The 19,171-nt window shown below is 29.0% G+C and carries 18 protein-coding genes; all 18 read left to right on the top strand.

Features of this window, described 5'->3' with window-relative positions; genetic code table 11:
* Positions 1-12: 12 nt before the first annotated feature.
* The 18 genes from flgN to RDK80_RS09195 all read left to right on the top strand — a co-directional run bounded on the left by flgN (position 13) and on the right by RDK80_RS09195 (position 19,097).
* Positions 13-480, top strand: coding sequence for a flagellar export chaperone FlgN (gene flgN, locus RDK80_RS09280; RefSeq protein WP_158220011.1), 468 nt, complete (start codon positions 13-15; stop codon positions 478-480).
* A 2-nt stretch (positions 481-482) separates the two neighbouring features.
* Positions 483-1,874 (top strand): flagellar hook-associated protein FlgK, encoded by a 1,392-nt coding sequence (gene flgK, locus RDK80_RS09275; protein WP_308524121.1) that lies wholly within the window; start codon positions 483-485, stop codon positions 1,872-1,874.
* A 37-nt stretch (positions 1,875-1,911) separates the two neighbouring features.
* A complete protein-coding gene (gene flgK / locus RDK80_RS09270) occupies positions 1,912-3,354 on the top strand; it encodes a flagellar hook-associated protein FlgK (protein ID WP_308524120.1) in 1,443 nt (480 codons plus the stop codon).
* A gap of 5 nt (positions 3,355-3,359) precedes the next feature.
* On the top strand, positions 3,360-4,325 hold the full coding sequence (gene flgL / locus RDK80_RS09265) for a flagellar hook-associated protein FlgL (protein WP_256311240.1): 966 nt from the start codon (positions 3,360-3,362) through the stop codon (positions 4,323-4,325).
* A 197-nt stretch (positions 4,326-4,522) separates the two neighbouring features.
* The gene (gene fliW / locus RDK80_RS09260; RefSeq protein ID WP_216554748.1) at positions 4,523-4,972 is read left to right on the top strand and encodes a flagellar assembly protein FliW; all 450 of its coding nucleotides are present in this window, start codon (positions 4,523-4,525) and stop codon (positions 4,970-4,972) included.
* Between the two features lies 1 nt (position 4,973).
* A complete protein-coding gene (csrA, locus tag RDK80_RS09255; protein ID WP_216554750.1) occupies positions 4,974-5,198 on the top strand; it encodes a carbon storage regulator CsrA in 225 nt (74 codons plus the stop codon).
* A gap of 43 nt (positions 5,199-5,241) precedes the next feature.
* Positions 5,242-6,807: an HD domain-containing phosphohydrolase gene (locus RDK80_RS09250; RefSeq protein WP_308524119.1), complete on the top strand. Its 1,566-nt coding sequence runs from the start codon at positions 5,242-5,244 to the stop codon at positions 6,805-6,807.
* 74 nt (positions 6,808-6,881) lie between these two features.
* Positions 6,882-7,694: a flagellin gene (locus tag RDK80_RS09245; protein WP_308524118.1), complete on the top strand. Its 813-nt coding sequence runs from the start codon at positions 6,882-6,884 to the stop codon at positions 7,692-7,694.
* Between the two features lie 119 nt (positions 7,695-7,813).
* Complete coding sequence (gene fliB, locus RDK80_RS09240; protein ID WP_308524117.1) at positions 7,814-9,052, top strand: flagellin lysine-N-methylase; 1,239 nt, start codon at positions 7,814-7,816, stop codon at positions 9,050-9,052.
* A 29-nt stretch (positions 9,053-9,081) separates the two neighbouring features.
* Positions 9,082-10,887: a 6-hydroxymethylpterin diphosphokinase MptE-like protein gene (locus RDK80_RS09235; RefSeq protein ID WP_308524116.1), complete on the top strand. Its 1,806-nt coding sequence runs from the start codon at positions 9,082-9,084 to the stop codon at positions 10,885-10,887.
* Between the two features lie 103 nt (positions 10,888-10,990).
* Entirely contained in the window at positions 10,991-11,617 is a 627-nt protein-coding gene (locus RDK80_RS09230) for a hypothetical protein (RefSeq protein WP_308524115.1), read from the top strand.
* 173 nt (positions 11,618-11,790) lie between these two features.
* Positions 11,791-12,846, top strand: a complete 1,056-nt coding sequence (gene pseB, locus RDK80_RS09225; protein WP_308524114.1) for a UDP-N-acetylglucosamine 4,6-dehydratase (inverting) — start codon at positions 11,791-11,793, stop codon at positions 12,844-12,846.
* A 17-nt stretch (positions 12,847-12,863) separates the two neighbouring features.
* The gene (pseC, locus tag RDK80_RS09220; protein WP_308524113.1) at positions 12,864-14,054 is read left to right on the top strand and encodes a UDP-4-amino-4,6-dideoxy-N-acetyl-beta-L-altrosamine transaminase; all 1,191 of its coding nucleotides are present in this window, start codon (positions 12,864-12,866) and stop codon (positions 14,052-14,054) included.
* A gap of 9 nt (positions 14,055-14,063) precedes the next feature.
* Entirely contained in the window at positions 14,064-14,795 is a 732-nt protein-coding gene (locus RDK80_RS09215; RefSeq protein WP_308524112.1) for a glycosyltransferase family protein, read from the top strand.
* 84 nt (positions 14,796-14,879) lie between these two features.
* Positions 14,880-15,428, top strand: a complete 549-nt coding sequence (pseH, locus tag RDK80_RS09210; protein WP_308524111.1) for a UDP-4-amino-4,6-dideoxy-N-acetyl-beta-L-altrosamine N-acetyltransferase — start codon at positions 14,880-14,882, stop codon at positions 15,426-15,428.
* 64 nt (positions 15,429-15,492) lie between these two features.
* Positions 15,493-16,509: a pseudaminic acid synthase gene (pseI, locus tag RDK80_RS09205; RefSeq protein ID WP_308524110.1), complete on the top strand. Its 1,017-nt coding sequence runs from the start codon at positions 15,493-15,495 to the stop codon at positions 16,507-16,509.
* Positions 16,506-17,471, top strand: a complete 966-nt coding sequence (locus tag RDK80_RS09200; protein ID WP_308524109.1) for a hypothetical protein — start codon at positions 16,506-16,508, stop codon at positions 17,469-17,471. The genes pseI and RDK80_RS09200 overlap by 4 nt, the downstream gene beginning before the upstream one ends.
* A gap of 12 nt (positions 17,472-17,483) precedes the next feature.
* Entirely contained in the window at positions 17,484-19,097 is a 1,614-nt protein-coding gene (locus RDK80_RS09195; protein ID WP_308524108.1) for a glycosyltransferase, read from the top strand.
* Positions 19,098-19,171: the final 74 nt, after the last annotated feature.

Genomic DNA, 19,171 nt, shown 5'->3' with positions numbered 1-19,171 from the left:
CCGGTGATGAAAATGACTTTTAGGGAAGAGCTAGAAGCGGTGATGGAAAAGGAATTGACTGTTTTAACAGAATTAAAAGAACTTTCATTTAAAAAGGCAGATATGATTATAAACAATCATATGCGAGAGTTAGAAGAAACTACAAAAAAAGAAGAAACTCTAATAAATGAAATGGCTCTTTTAGAGGAAGAAAGAGAAAAATTATTAGATACTTGGGGGCTAGCTGTAAACACTCCTATTTCTAATGTAATAGAAAGAATACCAGAAGACAACAGTAGATTAATATATATTAGAGATAAGATGAAGGAAGTCATGGCAGAACTTTCATTGAGAAATAAATTAAACAATGATCTTATACAAGATAATCTAGATTGGATTGATTTTAATATGAACTTAATTACAAATACTCATATAGATCCAGGATATGGAAAAGAAAACAAGAAATCCAGTGGAAATAGTATTTTTGATAGGAAGGTGTAGGAATGGGATTCGGAGGATTATATATATCAATATCAGGATTGCAAGCTTCAAGAAAATCTTTAGACACAGTATCACATAATATATCAAATGCAAATAATCCAAATTATGTAAGACAATCTGCAATACATGCAAGTAATTCATATACCAAATCTGCTGATGGTAGATTTCAAACAGGTACAGGTGTTAATGTTATCCAAATAAGGCAGATAAGAGATGAGTTCCTAGATTTGAAACTTCGACGTGAAAATGCCAGTTTTGGATACCACTATGCAAAAGCACAAATACTTGAAGATATAGAGGGAGTATTTAATGAAATAACAGATAGTGGATTACAAAAAGTAATGGATGGTTTATGGAAAAATTGGGATGAGCTTTCTAAAGAAGCAGATAGCTTAACTATTAGGGGATTAGTACATGAATCTTCCGTTGCATTTGCAGAAACTGTTAATCATATATCAAGGCAGCTTAATGATATAAGACATAACTTAAACAAACAAATGCTTACTAAAGTTGATGAAGTCAATAATATATTGGATAAAATAGGAGAATTAAATAAAAGTATTAAGCTAGTAGAAGGCGAGAACAGTAGAATGAAAGCTAATGACTTTAGAGATGAAAGAAATGCACTTATAGATAGATTATCAGAATTATTGCCGATTACATCCTATGAAAATACCTTTGGAGAAACAATAATATCTTTACAAGGAAGAGATATAGTTAATGGAAGTTTTATCAGCAGAATAGATATAAAAAATGATAACAATGGGTTAGGACATATATACTGGGAAAAATCCAATGAAAAAATAGATTTAAATGGATTAGGTGAATTGGCAGGATTCATAGATGTAAGGGATAAATCTATGGTTGAATATATGAATAGATTAGATACATTTGTACAAAACCTTGCAAATGAAATAAATGCTTTACATTCCACGGGAATAGATTTAGAAGGCAATAAGGGAGGGGATTTCTTCGTAGGTTCAGGTGGAGTAATTAATGCTTCCAATATCAAAGTTAATCCAGAACTTTCGAATTACAATAAAATAGCAATATCCATAACTGGTGGAATTAGTGATGGAGATATAGCTAAGGGTATATATGAATTGAGAAATAAGACTATCTTTGGAGAAATGAGTACAGATGATTATTATAGAGATATAATCTTTTCTTTGGGAGAAGAGAGAAAGTCTTCACGACTTATAGCGGAAAATCAGGGTTTTCTAATAAATACCATAGATGAAAGAAGACAAAGTATATCGGCTGTATCCTTGGATGAAGAAATGGCCGATATGATAAAATTCCAACATTCATATACAGCAAACTCTAGGGTAATAAACGCTATTGATGAGATGATAGAGACAGTTGTAAATAGGGTTGGATTAGTTGGAAGATAGATTTACTAATCAAAATTTTTATGAAGGGACTGAGTAAATGTTTTTTGGATTTAATTCAGCGGTGAGAGGACTTCTTGCGTCACAAAGAGCCTTATATACCACAAATCATAATATAGATAATGCAAACACGAAGGGATACTCAAGACAACAAGTGGAGCAACGAGCTACTAATCCATTTAAAATGCCAGGTATAGGATTTTTAGGTACGGGCACAGAGATTTACAATGTTAAAAGAGTAAGAGATTCCTTTGTAGATTTTAAATACTGGAGTGAAATGGCTCCATTGGGAGAATGGGAAATAAAGAAAAATTCTTTGACAGAAATAGAAAAACTAATGGGTGAACCTTCTAAGAGTAGTTTTACACAATATATGAATGACTTTTATAAAAGTTTAGATGAAATGAGTAAAAACTCATCGGATATATCCTTTAGAGAACCAGTAAGAGAAAATGCCTTAGCATTTACGAAACATATCAATGAAACAACACAAAGATTAATGAATATGAAAACAGAAACAGAACATGAAATAGATGCAAAAATAAAGACTGTAAATAGCTTAAGTGAACGAATAGCAGGATTAAATAGACAAATTTATTCCTTAGAAATAGATGGGAAACAAGTTAATGATTTAAGAGATAGAAGAGAGCTGTTAGTAGATGAATTATCTAAAATTGTAAATATAAAAGTAAATGAATCACCAGATGGAAAATATAATATTTCTCTTAGTGGAATATCCATAGTAGACCATTTATCTACAAATAAACTTTCACTTAAAGCCACAGATACTGGAACTGAAAAAGTATATAAATTAATCTGGGAAAACGGCGGTGAAGTAAACCTAAGATCAGGTGAACTAAAAGGGTTATTGGATATGCTTACAGGAAATGGAGAAGGAAATACTTATAGAGGTATACCATATTTTCAAAAACAATTAAATGAATTTGCCAAAGGGTTTGCAGATAAGTTTAATGATTTGCATAGTAAAGGTTATACGTTAAAAGATGAAAATGGAAATAGTGTAACGGGAATTAATTTCTTTAAATATGACCCAAATAGCCCAGCAGCAACTTTAACCTTAGATAAAAGCATATTAGAAGATGTAAAAAACATAGCAGCAGCAGGAAATCCTGGCGGCTCAGCAGATGATAATATAAACCTTCTAGCACTGATAAAACAAAGGGAAGATAAGACATTCTTTACAGGAGATATATCACAAGGAACTCCGGATGATTTTATTAAATCTATGCTTTCTTCCATGGCAGTAGATAGTCTACAGGCCAAAAGGTTTTATGAAACCCAAGGACTAATGCAAAAAAACATAGATTCAAAACGTCAATCTATATCTGGAGTAAATCTAGATGAAGAAATGGCAGATATGATAAGATTTCAACACGCATATATAGCTTCATCAAAGATGATATCAACTATGGATATGATAATAGATGTTACTGTAAATAGATTGGGAATGGTTGGGAGGTAGTATAATTGAGAATAACAAATAATATGCTTGTAAGCAATATGACATATAATCTAAATAGTACATTGCAGAGGCTAGAAAGATTGCAATATGAAATGACTGAAGGGAAGAAATTTAGAGTACCATCAGATGACCCAATAGGTGCAAGTAAATCTTTGAAATTTAATACAGATATATCAAAGGTAGAACAGTATCTCAGAAACACAAAAGATGCAGCCTCTTGGATGAAAGAAACTGAATCAGCACTAAAGGAAATAAATTCTGTACTTCATAGAGTGAACGAATTAACGGTACAAGCTGCCAATGGAACTAATTCTGAAGACTTAGATAAGATAAAAGAAGAGATAAAAGAATTAAAAGGACATTTGATTCAAATAGGTAATACTACCTATGCAGGAAGATCTATATTTACAGGATTTAAAACCGATAAACCTTTATTGGATGAGAATGGAAATTATTTAGTAGATTTAAAGAAATATGATGTTTTAGATGAAAATGGAAACCCTACAGGAGAAAAAAAGGACGAGATATTTGTATATAATGTAGGAGTTGCAGAGAGGGCATCCGTAAATACTTTAGGAAACAAGATATTTGGTAGTGGAAATAAGGATTATACATCAGATGTTAGTGTTGGTGACAAAGCATATTTATTCGATATGTTTGAGAAATTAGAAGCAGCACTAAATACAAATAACAACGATGACCTTCAATCGGCATTAACAGACATAAAAGATGCCATGAGCAATGTCCTATCTGTTACAGCAGAGATAGGAGCAAAATCCAATAGATTAGACTTAACAAAGAATAAAATAGAAAATCAAATAGTGAATCTAAAAGAGTTATTATCTTTCAATGAAGATGTTAGTTTGCCAGAAGCCTATATGAATCTAGCTATAGCAGAAAATGCATATAGAGCAAGTCTAGCAGTAGGATCTAGAATAATACAGCCGAGTTTAATGGATTTTCTAAGATAAAAAGTAAGGGCGCACATTTAGGCGCCCATTTTCTAATTTTTGGGTACAAATGCTCATATAAGAAGATTCAAAAATAATGTATAATAATTTCACAATTTGTATTATAATGGAATTAGTGTCGAAAGTTTTTTCAATTGTGCATTGCGTAAGTGCCCTTTGGGTATAAATTGTGCATTGAATTAAAGGAGGTAATACAAATGAAAATAAAAACTAGAAATTTTGGAGAAATAGAGATCGAAAAAGAAAAAATAATTAATTTTGAAGAAGGAATTCCCGCATTTGAAGAAGAAAAGGAATTTATAATTATATTAAATGAAGATAAGGAAAATCCTTTTCACTGGCTACAATCAATTAATAACCAAGACTTGTCATTTATTGTCATAAATCCCTTTGAAATATTTAGTGACTATGATATATTACTTCCGCAGACAGCAATTAATAAATTAAAGATAGAAAGAGAAGAAGATATAAGCATATATACAATAGTAGTGATACCAACAGATATGAATAAAATGACAACTAATCTTTTAGGCCCAATAGTAATTAATACAAAGGAAAGGTTAGGTAAACAAGTAATTCTAGATGATGAAAGATACACTACAAAACATTTTATCTTCAATCAAGACTCCAAAGTAGGAGGCGAATAATATGCTGATACTTACTAGAAAAAAGGATGAATCCATAATTATAGATGGAAAAATTGAAATAAAAATAATAGAAATAGAAGAAGGTAAGGTCAAGATTGGTATCGAAGCACCAAAAGACATTGATATAATACGTAATGAATTATATAAAAAAATGGAAGAAGAAAATTTGGCTGCCCTTAATAATATTTCTAAACTAGAAGATGTAAAAAAACTTTTCAATAAATAAGGCAATTAAATTTGCGACTACTCAAGGAGGAGTAATAGCTACCATGGAAGGTACAGAAAGATTTTGTATTAATAAAAGTGGATTCTGGAAAGTATTGATAGTAGATGATGATAATTTTATACATAGGATGCTGAAAGAAATCAATAAAGATCTTACCTTCGAGGATAAAGGTATAGAGTTTTATAGTGCTTATACATCTCAAAAAGCTGTCAATATATTAAAAGCGAATAAAGATATAGCCTTAGTATTATTAGATGTATTTCTAGAAGAAAAAGACTCAGGTCTAGGCTTAGCAAAATACATTAGAGAAGATATGAAAAATACTGATATTAGAATTGTTTTAATGACTGGGAAGGGTTCTAGTAGTTTACAAGATGAAATCATATTGAACTATGATATAAATGGCTATGAGAATAAAACAGATTTATTTTCTAAAAAAATGAATACAGTTATTCTATCATCCCTAAGGTCCTTTAGGGATATTAATCGTATAAAAAACAATAGAGAGTCAATGGAGAAAGTAGTATCATCCATATCTAAACTATATGAAAAAGATGCGCTAAATGATTTTCTAATATCTAGCCTATGTCATCTTAGTTCATTAATCAATCAGTGTAAAGGTAGAGATGAATGCAATATTAATTCTTTTGCAGCAGTTAGACAAGGAGAAACTCATATATTTAATATAGTTGGTGGAACTGGCAAGTATAAGGATTCTATTAATAACAAAATAAGAGAAACCGTTTCAGAAGCTGACTTGATGAAAGCAAATAAAATATATAATGGTGGAGACCATGAACTTTTTGACAATTGCTATATAGCTAGATATAAAAGCACTGCAGGAAATGAAGCCATTATATTTATAGAGAGTGATGATAATGTTGACTATGTGGATATGGAACTGTTAGATGTATTTCACAAAAGTATATCTGCAACTTTCGATAACCTATGTCTAAATTTAGAAATAGAAGCAACTCAAAAAGAAATATTATATACATTAGGAGAAGTTACAGAAGCAAGATCAGAAGAAACAGGATCCCATGTAAAGAGAGTATCTAAATATTGTCAGCTACTAGCAGAAAAATATGGCTTATCTCAGAGAGATACTATGCTCCTTACCCATGCTTCACCAATACATGATATAGGTAAGGTTGCAGTTCCAGATAATATACTACTTAAACCTGGTAAGCTAACACCAGAAGAATTTAATGTAGTAAAAACACATACAACAATAGGATATAATCTACTAAAAAATTCAAAAAGAGAAATTCTAAAAGCAGCAGCCATAGTAGCTCATGAACATCACGAGAGATACGATGGCAGAGGCTATCCAAGAGGATTAAAAGGTGAGGAAATACATATCTATGGAAGAATAGCAGCCATAGCTGATGTATTTGATGCATTAGGTTCTCCTAGAGTATATAAAAAAGCTTGGGTAATGAATGATATACTAAAATATTTCAAAGAGGAAAGTGGAAAACACTTTGATCCAAAGCTAGTGGACATACTGTTTGACAATTTAGATAGATTTTTGGAAATAAAAGAAAAATATTCTGATGAAAATGCTAAAGTTATTGGACAAACATCCGATAATAATAATGAAAGTTAAAAAACCTTTTGGCCAAAGGTACTAAGATATTTTGGCAAGGATGCCAACAAACAAAAATCAAGGAGGAATAAATAATGAGAATTAATAACAATATGATGGCAATGAACACACACAGACAATTAGGTATAGCTAACAATGGTGGAGCCAAATCAATGGAAAAATTATCATCAGGCTATAGAATCAATAGAGCAGGAGATGACGCTGCAGGATTATCAATCTCCGAAAAAATGAGAGCACAAGTTAGAGGACTTAATATGGCTTCCAAAAATGCTCAAGATGGTATTTCAATGATTCAAACTGCAGAAGGTGCATTAGATGAAACTCATTCAATACTTAAAAGAATGAGAGAATTAGCAGTACAAGCAGCGAATGATACAAATGTTACTGTTGATAGAACTGCTATAAAGGATGAGATTGATGAATTGGTAGCTGAAATCGATAGAATAGCAAATTCAACTACATTTAATGAGAAAAAATTATTAGATGGAAGTCTTACATCAGCTAAGTTCCAAATAGGGGCAGATAAAGGTGTAAGTATGTCATTAAAGGTTGGAACCATGAAGGCTGGTGCTCTAAGTGTTAATGCACTTAAAGTAGATACTCACACAAATGCTGGAAGTGCTATATCAAAAGTAGATGCTGCTATAAAGAAAGTATCAGCACAAAGATCAAAATTAGGAGCTAATCAAAATAGGTTAGAGCATACAATTAGAAATCTAGACAATGCTGCTGAAAATATTCAAGCTGCAGAATCAAGAATAAGAGACGTAGACATGGCGAAAGAAATGATGGAGCAAACAAAACAAAACATATTACAACAAGCTTCAACTGCTATGCTAGCTCAAGCAAACCAAGCACCACAAACTGTATTACAATTATTAAGATAATCAGAGAATCAAACTATAAAAATATCCAGAGAATATTCTCTGGATATTTTTATAGTTTCTTTTATATTATTTATTTTTATATTAACAAGTTTAGTAAATATAAAAAAGTGAGGAATTATATGGAAAAGAAAGTTATAACATTAATACCAAGATACTTTAATGAGTTTAAATGCATAGGAACTGGCTGTGAAGATAGTTGCTGCATAGGATGGAGAGTGAATATTGACAAGGATACGTACAAAAAGTACAAGAAAAATAAAGATTTGGAACTAAAAGATATTTTTATGAAAAATATAACTCGAAATCGAAAATCTACTGAAGATGAAACTTATGGCAAAATTAAGATGAACGAAAATGGAGAATGTCCATTTTTAGATAATAAGAAATTATGCAAAATACAATTAAAGTTAGGAAAAGAATATTTATCTAACGTATGCAAAATTTATCCTAGGAAAATTAATCTAATTAACAATAATCTGGAAAAGAGCTTAGAGATGTCTTGTCCAGAGGCAGTAAGAATATGCATTATGAATAGAGATATAATGGAGTTTGACTATATAGAAGAAGAATTTGATGATAGTGTTAGAATAAGCTATGCAATAAACGATAAGGGAGACTATTTTAAAAATGAAAAATATAAATATTTTTGGGATATAAGAATCTTTTCCATAGGAATTTTGCAAAATAGAAATTTTAGATTGAATGAAAGAATAATCTTATTAGGAATATTTTATAAAAAAGTGCAAGAGTTAATGGACAAGAATAAATATAACTACATACCAGATATTATTAATCAATTTAATAATATGGTTAGAGATGGAGAATTAAAGCATAATATTGAGAACATACCCACTAATATTGAGATTCAAATTGTTATAGCAAATGAATTTACTGTTGGAAATGTTATGAAAGGTATAACTAATTGTAGATACTTAGAGTGTCTAGAAGAAACCTTATCAGGATTAAAGTACAAGGGAAGTAATTCTGTAGAAGATATAAGAGAGTTATACTCTGAAGGGTACAGAGATTACTATGAGCCATATATTAAAGAAAAAGAATATATTTTAGAAAATTATCTAGTGAATGAATATTTTGGTAATTGTATGCCTTTTGGTAAATTTAAAACCATATGGGACTCATACATTTATATTTGTATAATATATTCAATGTTAAAATTGCATTTAATAGGGATATCTTTATATAATAAAGAATTAAACGATGATATTGTATTAAAGTTAATACAATCATTTTCAAGAGTTTCTCTACATGATCAGCAATACACACAATATATTATAGATTTAATAAAAGAAAATAAATTTGATACTTTATCATATCTTACAATAATGGTTAAAAATTAAAAATATATAAATTACAAGAGGTGTTTAGATTGTACAAAAAAAACATGGAACAGTTAAAAATACATTATCCAGATATATATGAAGAAATTAATCAGTATGTTATTGATGAAAAGTATAAGTTAATAGAAAATAAAGATAAAAGCTTTAATGTATTGATAGACAGCAAAACTTACTTACATAGTAAGTATAATCCCATAAGAGAAGCTAATGCATGGGTAGAAGGAATAAATCTAAGAGAAGAGGATACCATAGCTATTTTTGGGATAGGTTTGGGCTATTATTTAGGACCTTTATTTGAAAAGTTTCACGATAAAAAAATAATTATAATAGAACCAAAATTAGATATATTTATTCAATCTCTAAAAATTAAAGATTACTCAGAATACTTTTATAATGAAAATATAGTTTTTATTATAAATAAAGATAAATATACTATTAGGCATTTAATCGAGCATTATATAAAAAACAATAAAATAAGAAGCTTATATTTTGCTCATCTTTCCATATATAACAATCTATATAAAGAATATATAGATGATGTATATAAACAACTAAGTTCTCTAGTAATGATGTTTGAAGGGAACTTATTTACAGAAATACTAAGTTCCAAGAGATGGATATATAATATATTAAGAAACATCAAATTTATAAAAAAATATAATACTGTTGATATATTTAAAGATAAATTGAAAGGAGTTCCAGTTGTAATTGTTTCAGCTGGGCCTTCTTTGGAAAAAAACATTAATTTGTTAAACAATATAGAGAAGAAAGCAATTATAGTGGCAGTAGGTTCTTCTGCAAATATATTGGAAAATAACGGAGTAGAACCACATATAATAATGGGTGTAGATGGAAATAAAAGTGAAGGAAATATATTTAAAAATTTAAAAAATCATAAATCATTGTTAATATATAGTAATTTTATATATTATGAATCTTTAATAGACTATCTAGGAAATAAAATGTGGTTATCATTATATTCTGATAACTATATGGATGAACTATGTGAGAAGTTAAGTATAAAAACAAACAAGTTTTTAATAGGAGGTTCAATTGCAAATTTAGCACTTGATTTTGCAATATGGCTTGAATCATCAAGTATTATATTTCTAGGACAAGATTTATGTTATACGAAAGAAAAACTATATGCAGATGGAGCAATTCACCAAAAAAACATTAATAGTGGAGATAAATATATAAAAGAAATAGACATTTATGGAAATGAAGTATATACTAAAAAGGCTTTTTTAAACTTTAAAAGTTGGTTTGAAGACTATATAGACTATAATAAATTAAATAAAAATATATACAATTGTACGGAAGGTGGAATTCCTATAAAAGGTATTCCAAATATAAGTTTTCAAGAAGCTATAGATAAATATTTAACGAAAGAATATGATATAGAAGGAGAGCTTAAATCCTTATCTGAAGTTGATGTCAATATAGATACGAAAAAATATGAGAAACTTATAAATAAGTACAGATTAGAATCAAAAAGATGCCTTAAAATATCTAAAAGAAGAATTAATTTACTAACAAAGTTGGAAAATCAATATCACATAGATATCTTTAACGAAGAATTTGACAAAATAATGAATAAAACCGAGGAACTTGAAAATATTGATTTTTATAAAAGTTTTATTGAGAAGACTAGTGAGAAGTATTTAGAGGCTATTACAATGGGTACCTACAATGCATTAAGTGATATAGAAGATCCACTTGATAAGAAGAAAAGACTATTAACAGGGTTAAAAATGCAATATGAGAATATAGATGAGTTATTGGAAATTGCTCTAGCAGCTATGGAGGAAAAAGAAGTTGGTAATCTGTTCTAGATAAATTTTGAAAAAACTAAAAGCTAAAATTAATAATAAGAATATAATATGTAAATAATATGTATATTTTGTCGATATTATATATAGAAATGGAGGTTTTACAGTGAAAATTTATATAGAAAATCAAATTTTAAAGTTTGAAAAAAGCATAAAAGAAATAGATAGTATTTTTGAGGAAATAGATAATATAGTTAACAAATCCTCTAAGATATTAAGTCATATGGTAATAGATAGTATTGAGGTATATCAGGACTATTATGATTATTTTTTAGATAATATTAGGGTAATAGAAGAAGTAAAAGTAATTACATTAACATATAAGGAATTAGTTGATGATATATTAAATTCTACTTTAGATTATCTTGAAAGAACTCCAACCATAATTGAAAATCTAGCTGATAATTTTTATAAAAATCCAGATAATCAAGACTGGCAAGAATTAGATAACTTACTAGATGGGATTAGTTGGATAATGACTACATTTTCATCTATAGATCAGGATAAAAGATTAAAAGATATAATTATAAACTATGAAGATTGGAATCGTTATGCAAAGGAAATATTTTCTTTAAAAGAATTGCTTGTTGAATTTGAAGAAGCTTTATCTAGTAATGATAATGTATCTATTGCAGATATTCTTTCATATGAAATCGTACCAATATTTATTACAATGAAAGAAAGATTGGTAGAATTAATAGATATAGAAATAATAAAAGAGAAGCTTAATTGATATTAGCTTATAATAAATATACACTTTAAATTTGAGTATTCTTAAATGTATACTAACAATAAAAATTTAATCTTGGAAATATTATGGAGGAATATGGAGAAGTGAAATCTAGTTTTGGATGATACAAAGAATAATAGCAACAGAGTTTATAGTATAAAGGAAAGAGGATAATTATGCTAAATAATAAATCAATTCTAATAACAGGTGGCACAGGCTCTTTCGGTCAGAAATTTATAGAGATGATATTTGATAGATATAGTCCTTCTAGGGTTATTGTTTATTCAAGAGATGAGTTTAAGCAAGATATGGTTAGAAAGAAATTTTCATCTAAATTGACCAAAGAGCAGTTTTCAAAGTTAAGATTTTTTATCGGTGATGTAAGGGACAAGGATAGACTTTATAGGGCGTTTAAAGGAGTTGATTATGTAATTCATGCTGCTGCGATGAAACAGGTTCCTGCTTGTGAGTACAATCCATTTGAGGCTATAAAGACAAATATCCATGGAGCACAAAATATTGTTGATGCTGCCTTGGATTGTGGTGTTAAAAAGGTAGTGGCTTTATCAACAGATAAGGCTGTAAATCCTATTAATCTATATGGTGGGACAAAATTGGTATCAGACAAGCTGTTTATATCAGCAAATGCATATTCTGGTGGGAAAGGTACAATCTTCTCAGTAGTTAGATATGGAAATGTAGCTGGTAGTAGAGGTTCTGTTATACCATTTTTTAAGGAATTAATTGAGAAGGGAGAAAAAGAGCTTCCAATAACAGATTTTAGAATGACACGATTTTGGATTACTTTGGAGGAAGGCGTTGAATTGGTATTTAAAGCATTAGAAGAATCAAAGGGTGGAGAAACTTATATATCAAAAATACCATCATTTAAGATAACAGACTTAGCCGAAGCAATGTTACCAGATTGTAAGTTAAAAGAGGTAGGTATTCGAGAAGGCGAGAAATTACATGAAGTAATGGTAACTAAAGATGATTCAAGAATGACTTATGAATACAAAAATCATTATATAGTATATCCACATTTTGATTGGTGGAATTCTGAACGTTTTTTTACAGAAGGTGGACAACCTATAGAAGATGGATTTGAATATAATTCAGGAACTAATAAAGAATGGTTAGATGTTGAAGAATTAACAGAATTATTAGTTCAATTAGATATGATGCCATTTATATATGATTACACTAAAGAAGTAGCTATAACTAAAGAATAGTAAAGATAGGTGATAATATGAAACTAGCAATATTAGGGGGAGTACCTATAAGAAATGAACTATTACCATATGCAAAACAATATATAGATAATAAAGATTGTTTTGTGGTAAATGAAGTATTGAAATCCGATTTTTTAACAACAGGCCCCAAAGTCAAAGAATTTGAAGAAATAATAGCAAATTATGTAGGTGCTAAATATGCAGTAGCATTTTCTAATGGTACAGCAGCATTACATGGAGCTTGTTATGCAGCTGGAATTGGTACAGGAGATGAAGTTATTACTACTCCAATTACCTTTGCAGCATCAGCAAACTGTGTATTATATATGGGAGCAACTCCTATATTCGCAGATATTGATGAAGAAACATTCAACATTGATGTAGCAGAGATTGAAAAAAAAGTCACTAATAAAACAAAAGCAATAATTCCAGTAGATTATACAGGGCAAGCAGTAGATATAGATGCGATCAAAGATTTAGTAAAAGGTAAAGGTATAGTAATTATAGAAGATGGTGCACATTCTTTAGGAACTAAATATAAGGGGGCGAGAGTAGGATCTCTTGCTGATATGACAATGTTTAGTTTTCATCCAGTAAAGACTATCACAACTGGTGAAGGTGGCATTATTACTACCAACAATGAGGAATATTATAGGAAATTGATATATTTTAGATCCCATGGTATTACTAGAGATATAGATCAACTTGAGAATAAAGATGTTGGTGATTGGTATTATGAACAATTAGACCTTGGTTTTAATTATAGAATGACAGATTTTCAAGCATCCCTAGGAATAAGCCAAATGAAAAAGATAGATTGGTTTATTGAAAGGAGAAAAGAGATTGTAGCTAGGTATAATGAAGCTTTTAAAGAACTTGATGGAGTGATTCTTCAAAAGAATGCTGATTTTTCAGATACTGTAAATCATTTATATGTGTTAAAACTTGACTTAGATAAACTTAGAGTAGATAGAAAAGAAATATTTAATGCTTTGATAGCAGAGAATATTGGAGTGCATGTACATTATATACCAGTATACTGGCATCCATATTATCAAAAACTAGGATATAGAAAAAAATTATGTCTTAAAGGAGAAGAATTGTATAATGCAATACTTACAGTACCATTATTTCCAGCTATGAAAGATGAAGATGTGGAAGATGTAATCAATGGATTCTATAAGATTATTAATTATTATAGAAAGTAGAGTGCAAATATGAAAACAGTAGCAATAATACAAGCTAGAATGGGGTCAACAAGACTTTCAGGAAAAGTAATGAAGAAAATCTTAGATAAAACTGTATTAGAACATGTAGTAACTAGAGTAAAACAAGCTAAAAAAATAGATGAAATAGTAATCGCAACAACTATTAAAGAGGAAGATAATCAGATAGTAGATGAAGTAAAGAGATTAGGAGTTAAATTCTTTAGAGGTTCTGAAGAAGATGTACTTTCAAGGTATTACTATGCAGCTAAAGAAAATGAAGCGGATGTAGTTGTAAGAATAACATCAGATTGTCCTTTAATAGATCCAAAGATAGTTGATGAAATAATTTATTATTATAAAAACAATAAATATGATTTAGTAACTAATGCAGGCTCTGATTTATCACAAAGAACATATCCAAGAGGCTTAGATACAGAAGTATTTTCATTTAAAGAATTAGAATATGCATATATAAAAGCTAAAGAAGCATATCAAAGGGAACATGTAACACCATTTATCTATGAAAATAGTGATAATATATTTTATTATAAAAATGATATAGATTGTTCAAAGCACAGATGGACACTAGATACAGAAGAAGACTTTGAACTAATAGCTAAAATATATAAGGAGTTATATGGAGGAAAACACGATTTTCACCTTAAAGAAATATTAGAATTATTCGAAAGACAACCAGAGTTATTTAATATAAATAAGCATGTAGAGCAAAAGAAGCTATGATATGACATTGAATTTTCTTAATGAATAATTTAGTTTAATTAATTGGCTATAATGGGACTTATATAAGTAAGAGGAGGAATGACTATGTCATTGGAGTTAGTAAAGATAGCTAAAGATGATTTGGAGCAAATTATGCACTGGAGAATGAAACCTGAAGTAACAAAATATATGTATACAGATCCAGTGTTAACTTTAGAGATTCAAGAAAAATGGTTTGATTCAATCAAGAATGATACTAGCGTAAAATATTGGATGATAAAAATTGATGGAGTAAAGATTGGAGTAATCAATCTCAGGGATATAGATTATATAAATAGAAGATGTACATGGGGTTATTATATAGGTGATAATTCATTTAGAGGAAGGGGCATAGCTTCTACTTTAGAATGTAATATATATGATTATGTATTTAATATATTGAATCTAAATAAGTTTTGGTGTGAAGTATTTTCATTCAATGAAAAGGTTATCTCTATTCATGAGAGATTTGGTTCAATTATTGAAGGTACGTTAAAGCAACATATTTATAAAAATGGAGAATTTTTTGATATAGTTATGATGGCTATAACAAAAGATAGATGGGAAGAAATTAAAGATAACTATAGTTATGAAAAAATTTATATAGAAGAATAGTGGAGCAAATACAATAGAATTTATTTTTTAATAGATAAGAATAATAACTGGAGGATAAAATCTCATGTTTAATAGTAAAGTATATATAGTAGGAGAAATATCAGCTAATCATGGACATGATGTTCAAATAGCTAAAGACACAATAAAGGCTATAAAAGAATCAGGAGCAGATGCAGTGAAAATTCAAACATATACAGCAGATACTATCACTATGGATTGTGACAATGAATACTTTCAAATAAAGCAAGGAACGGTATGGGATGGGATAACATTATATAAATTGTATCAAGAAGCATATACTCCATGGGAATGGCATAAAGAACTTTTTGATTATGCAAAAGAAGTAGGAATTACTATTTTCTCCTCACCATTCGATAGAACAGCAGTGGACTTATTAGAGAGTCTTAGCACACCAGCATATAAAATAGCTTCCTTTGAAATAACAGACATACCACTAATAGAATATATTGCTTCAAAGGGAAAGCCAGTAATCATATCAACAGGAATAGCTACAATAGGGGAAATAAAAGAAGCAGTGGAAACATGTAAGAAAGTAGGCAATAATAATATTACAATATTAAAATGTACAAGTTCATATCCAGCTCCATATGAGGATATGAACATACTAACAATACCAAACATGAGGGAAACCTTTGGAGTAAACGTAGGATTATCGGATCATTCAATGGGAAGCACAGTGGCTATTGGAGCAGTAGCATTAGGTGCTAAACTTATAGAAAAACATGTAATTTTAGATAGAAGTATAGGAGGACCTGATGCAGAATTTTCAATGGAAATAGATGAATTTAAATCAATGGTAGACGAAATAAGAAAACTAGAAAAGGCATTAGGGAAGGTAGAGTATGATCTTACAGAAAAAGTAATAAAAAATAGAACCTTTTCCAGATCATTATTCTTTACAGAAGATATAAAAGCAGGAGATAGAATAACTGAAAAGAACATGAGGTCAATTAGACCAGGATATGGAATGCATCCAAGATATTATTATGAAATATTAGGAAAAAAAGTAACCAAAAATATCAAAAGAGGAACTCCTGTTGATTGGAGCCATATAGAATGAAAAGAATAGTAATTAGAACATTGGGAGGCAGGAAAATAGGATATGGACACTTTTATAGGTGTCTTTCTTTGGCTAAGGCTATTAGATTATTGGATAAAGATATTGATATTACTTTTATAATAAATGAAGAACTAGAAAATCTAATAGCTAACACTGGATTTAAATTTATAATAAGTAGTGATTTAAAAAAGGATTATAAGATAATGGACAAACTAAATATTAATTTGTTTATATTTGATTCATATTTGGGTAATAATGAATACCTTATAAATGTGAAAGAGAAAACTAAATTAATGCTAATTGATGATAACAATGATATATACGATTCATCAATACCTGATATTATTTATAATGGAAATATACATGCTGAAAGTTTAGGATATTCTGATATAGAAGGACAATTAAAATTATTAGGACCCAAATATTTAGTAATGAAGGAAGAATATTGGGATAATAATACAGATTTAAATTCAAATAAAGATGGGATTCTAATTACAACAGGTGGTACAGATGAATATGGTATTACATTAAAGATATTAGAAGAGATCAAAGACTTAGATATAAAGATAAAAATTATCATTGGACCTGGATATACATATGATTATATTAAGAAGATTGAAGAAATAAAAATGGAGAATGTAGAACTAATTTATAAGCCAAATAGTTTAAAAAGATATATAGCTTCTTCTAAATTAGTAATTACTGCAGGGGGAAGTACAGTATATGAGGTACTATCACAAAGAAGCATTCCAATTATATTTAGCATAGCAGATAATCAGGATTTGATATGTAAAGAATTAAGTGATATTGGAATTGAGTATTTAGGCAAGTATCCAGATATAAATTACAATATGATTATTAATAATATTAAAAGATCGAATATTAGAATATATTCAAAAGATGAAATGTTTAGTTTGATAAAAGGTGATGGAGCTAAAGTGACTGCAGAAATATTAATGTAGGAGTGGTATAAGTTGGGTGAAAAAATAGTTGTATTTGAAATAGCTAGAGATGGAAACTATACATGTAAACTTCAGGATTCTAAACATACGAGGTATCTATACTCTAAGTATAGACCAATCCGTTCTATAGAAGATATAGGTTGGAGTTACACGCAATCACAAGAGTATATATTGTTAGGAATAGGATTAGGATATGAGTTAGAAAGTCTTATTGATAAAGGAGCAAAGCATATTATAATAATAGATAAAGATAACACTTTTATTAATTTTATTAAGGATAACATGTTAGAATTATGGGAAGAAATAAAGGATCATATTACTCTATATATAGGAGAAGAGTATTATTCATTGTGTAAAAAAAATATTAAAGGTAAAGATATAGTTATTAATAATCATTTAATGCAAGTGGATCCTTTATACTATTCCAATGTAATAAAATATTTGAATGATATTTCCGAAAGTTCTAAAACTGTTGAAAAAGATACTGTAATGGTATTTGAACATCCTACAATTGCAGATGATTGTATAGAAGCTTTTAGAAACTTGGGGTATATAGTAAACAAACAACATTGGCTTCCAAAGGAAAGATTGTATACAGAGATATCAAAGAAACACCCGAAATTCATATTCACTATTAACCCTAGCGAAATAATATCTGAGATAGCGGATTATTTAAATATTATATATATATCATGGACAGTAGATACGCCTGCATATTCTTTATATTCTGAAGGAAGAAAACGGAAAAAACAAATTTATTTTGTTTATGATGAAGTTATTGTTTATAAGCTTAGGCAGAAAGGACTAGATAATGTATATTATATGCCTGTAGCTGCTAATGTAGAACGGTTGGATAAGATTGATATTTCGGACAAAGAAAAGATGCTTTATAATACCGTAGTTAGCTTTTTAGGGTCTTCAGCCTATGAAAATGAATTTAATGAATATATAGAGAAACATCTTTCGGTAGCTTTAAAAAGAGAGATAGAGAATAAGATTTCTCTTCAAAATTTATCAAAAAATTTTATTTTACCATACATTGTAGATAATTCCATAATTGAAGATATTAATAGGGAAACAGGGTATCTAATTACTGGAGATGATTACCTAAGCCCCTATGAAAAGTTAGGATTTTTGTTAGGAAGAAAGCATAGTGAAATTGAGAGGGAACAAATAATTAAGTTTTTAGGAGAATTATATAAAGTAAAAGTTTATGGAGATGAATCATGGAGAAATAAAATTTATGGTAAGAGTATTTATATGGGTTATGCTGAGCATTTTATAGAAATGCCCAAAATTTTCAGATGTTCCAAAGTGAACATTAATTTAACAAGATCTTTTGTTGAAACGGGATTACCTATGCGAGTTTTTGATGTTCTAGGAAGTAAAGCTTTTTTAGTAACGAATGATAAATTAGATATACGAAGATATTTTCAGGATGGCAGGCATTGTATAATATTTAGAGATTTACAAGACTTACAAGATATCATAGAATATTATTTAGTACATGAAGAAGAACGACAACATATAATTAATGAAGGATATAGCTTGGTAAAAAAACATCATACATATGAGATACGTCTAGAAAAAATGATGGAAATTTGCAGAAAAGAGATACAACAATAGACGAGTAGATTAGTACTAGGAACAGATAATAATAAACTTGGATTAAAATTGATAAAAATTTTCAAGGGAGACAA

Source organism: uncultured Tissierella sp. (assembly GCF_902479755.1).
In the GTDB taxonomy this organism is placed as follows: domain Bacteria; phylum Bacillota; class Clostridia; order Tissierellales; family Tissierellaceae; genus Tissierella; species Tissierella carlieri.
This window is presented reverse-complemented; position numbering and strand designations above follow the sequence as displayed.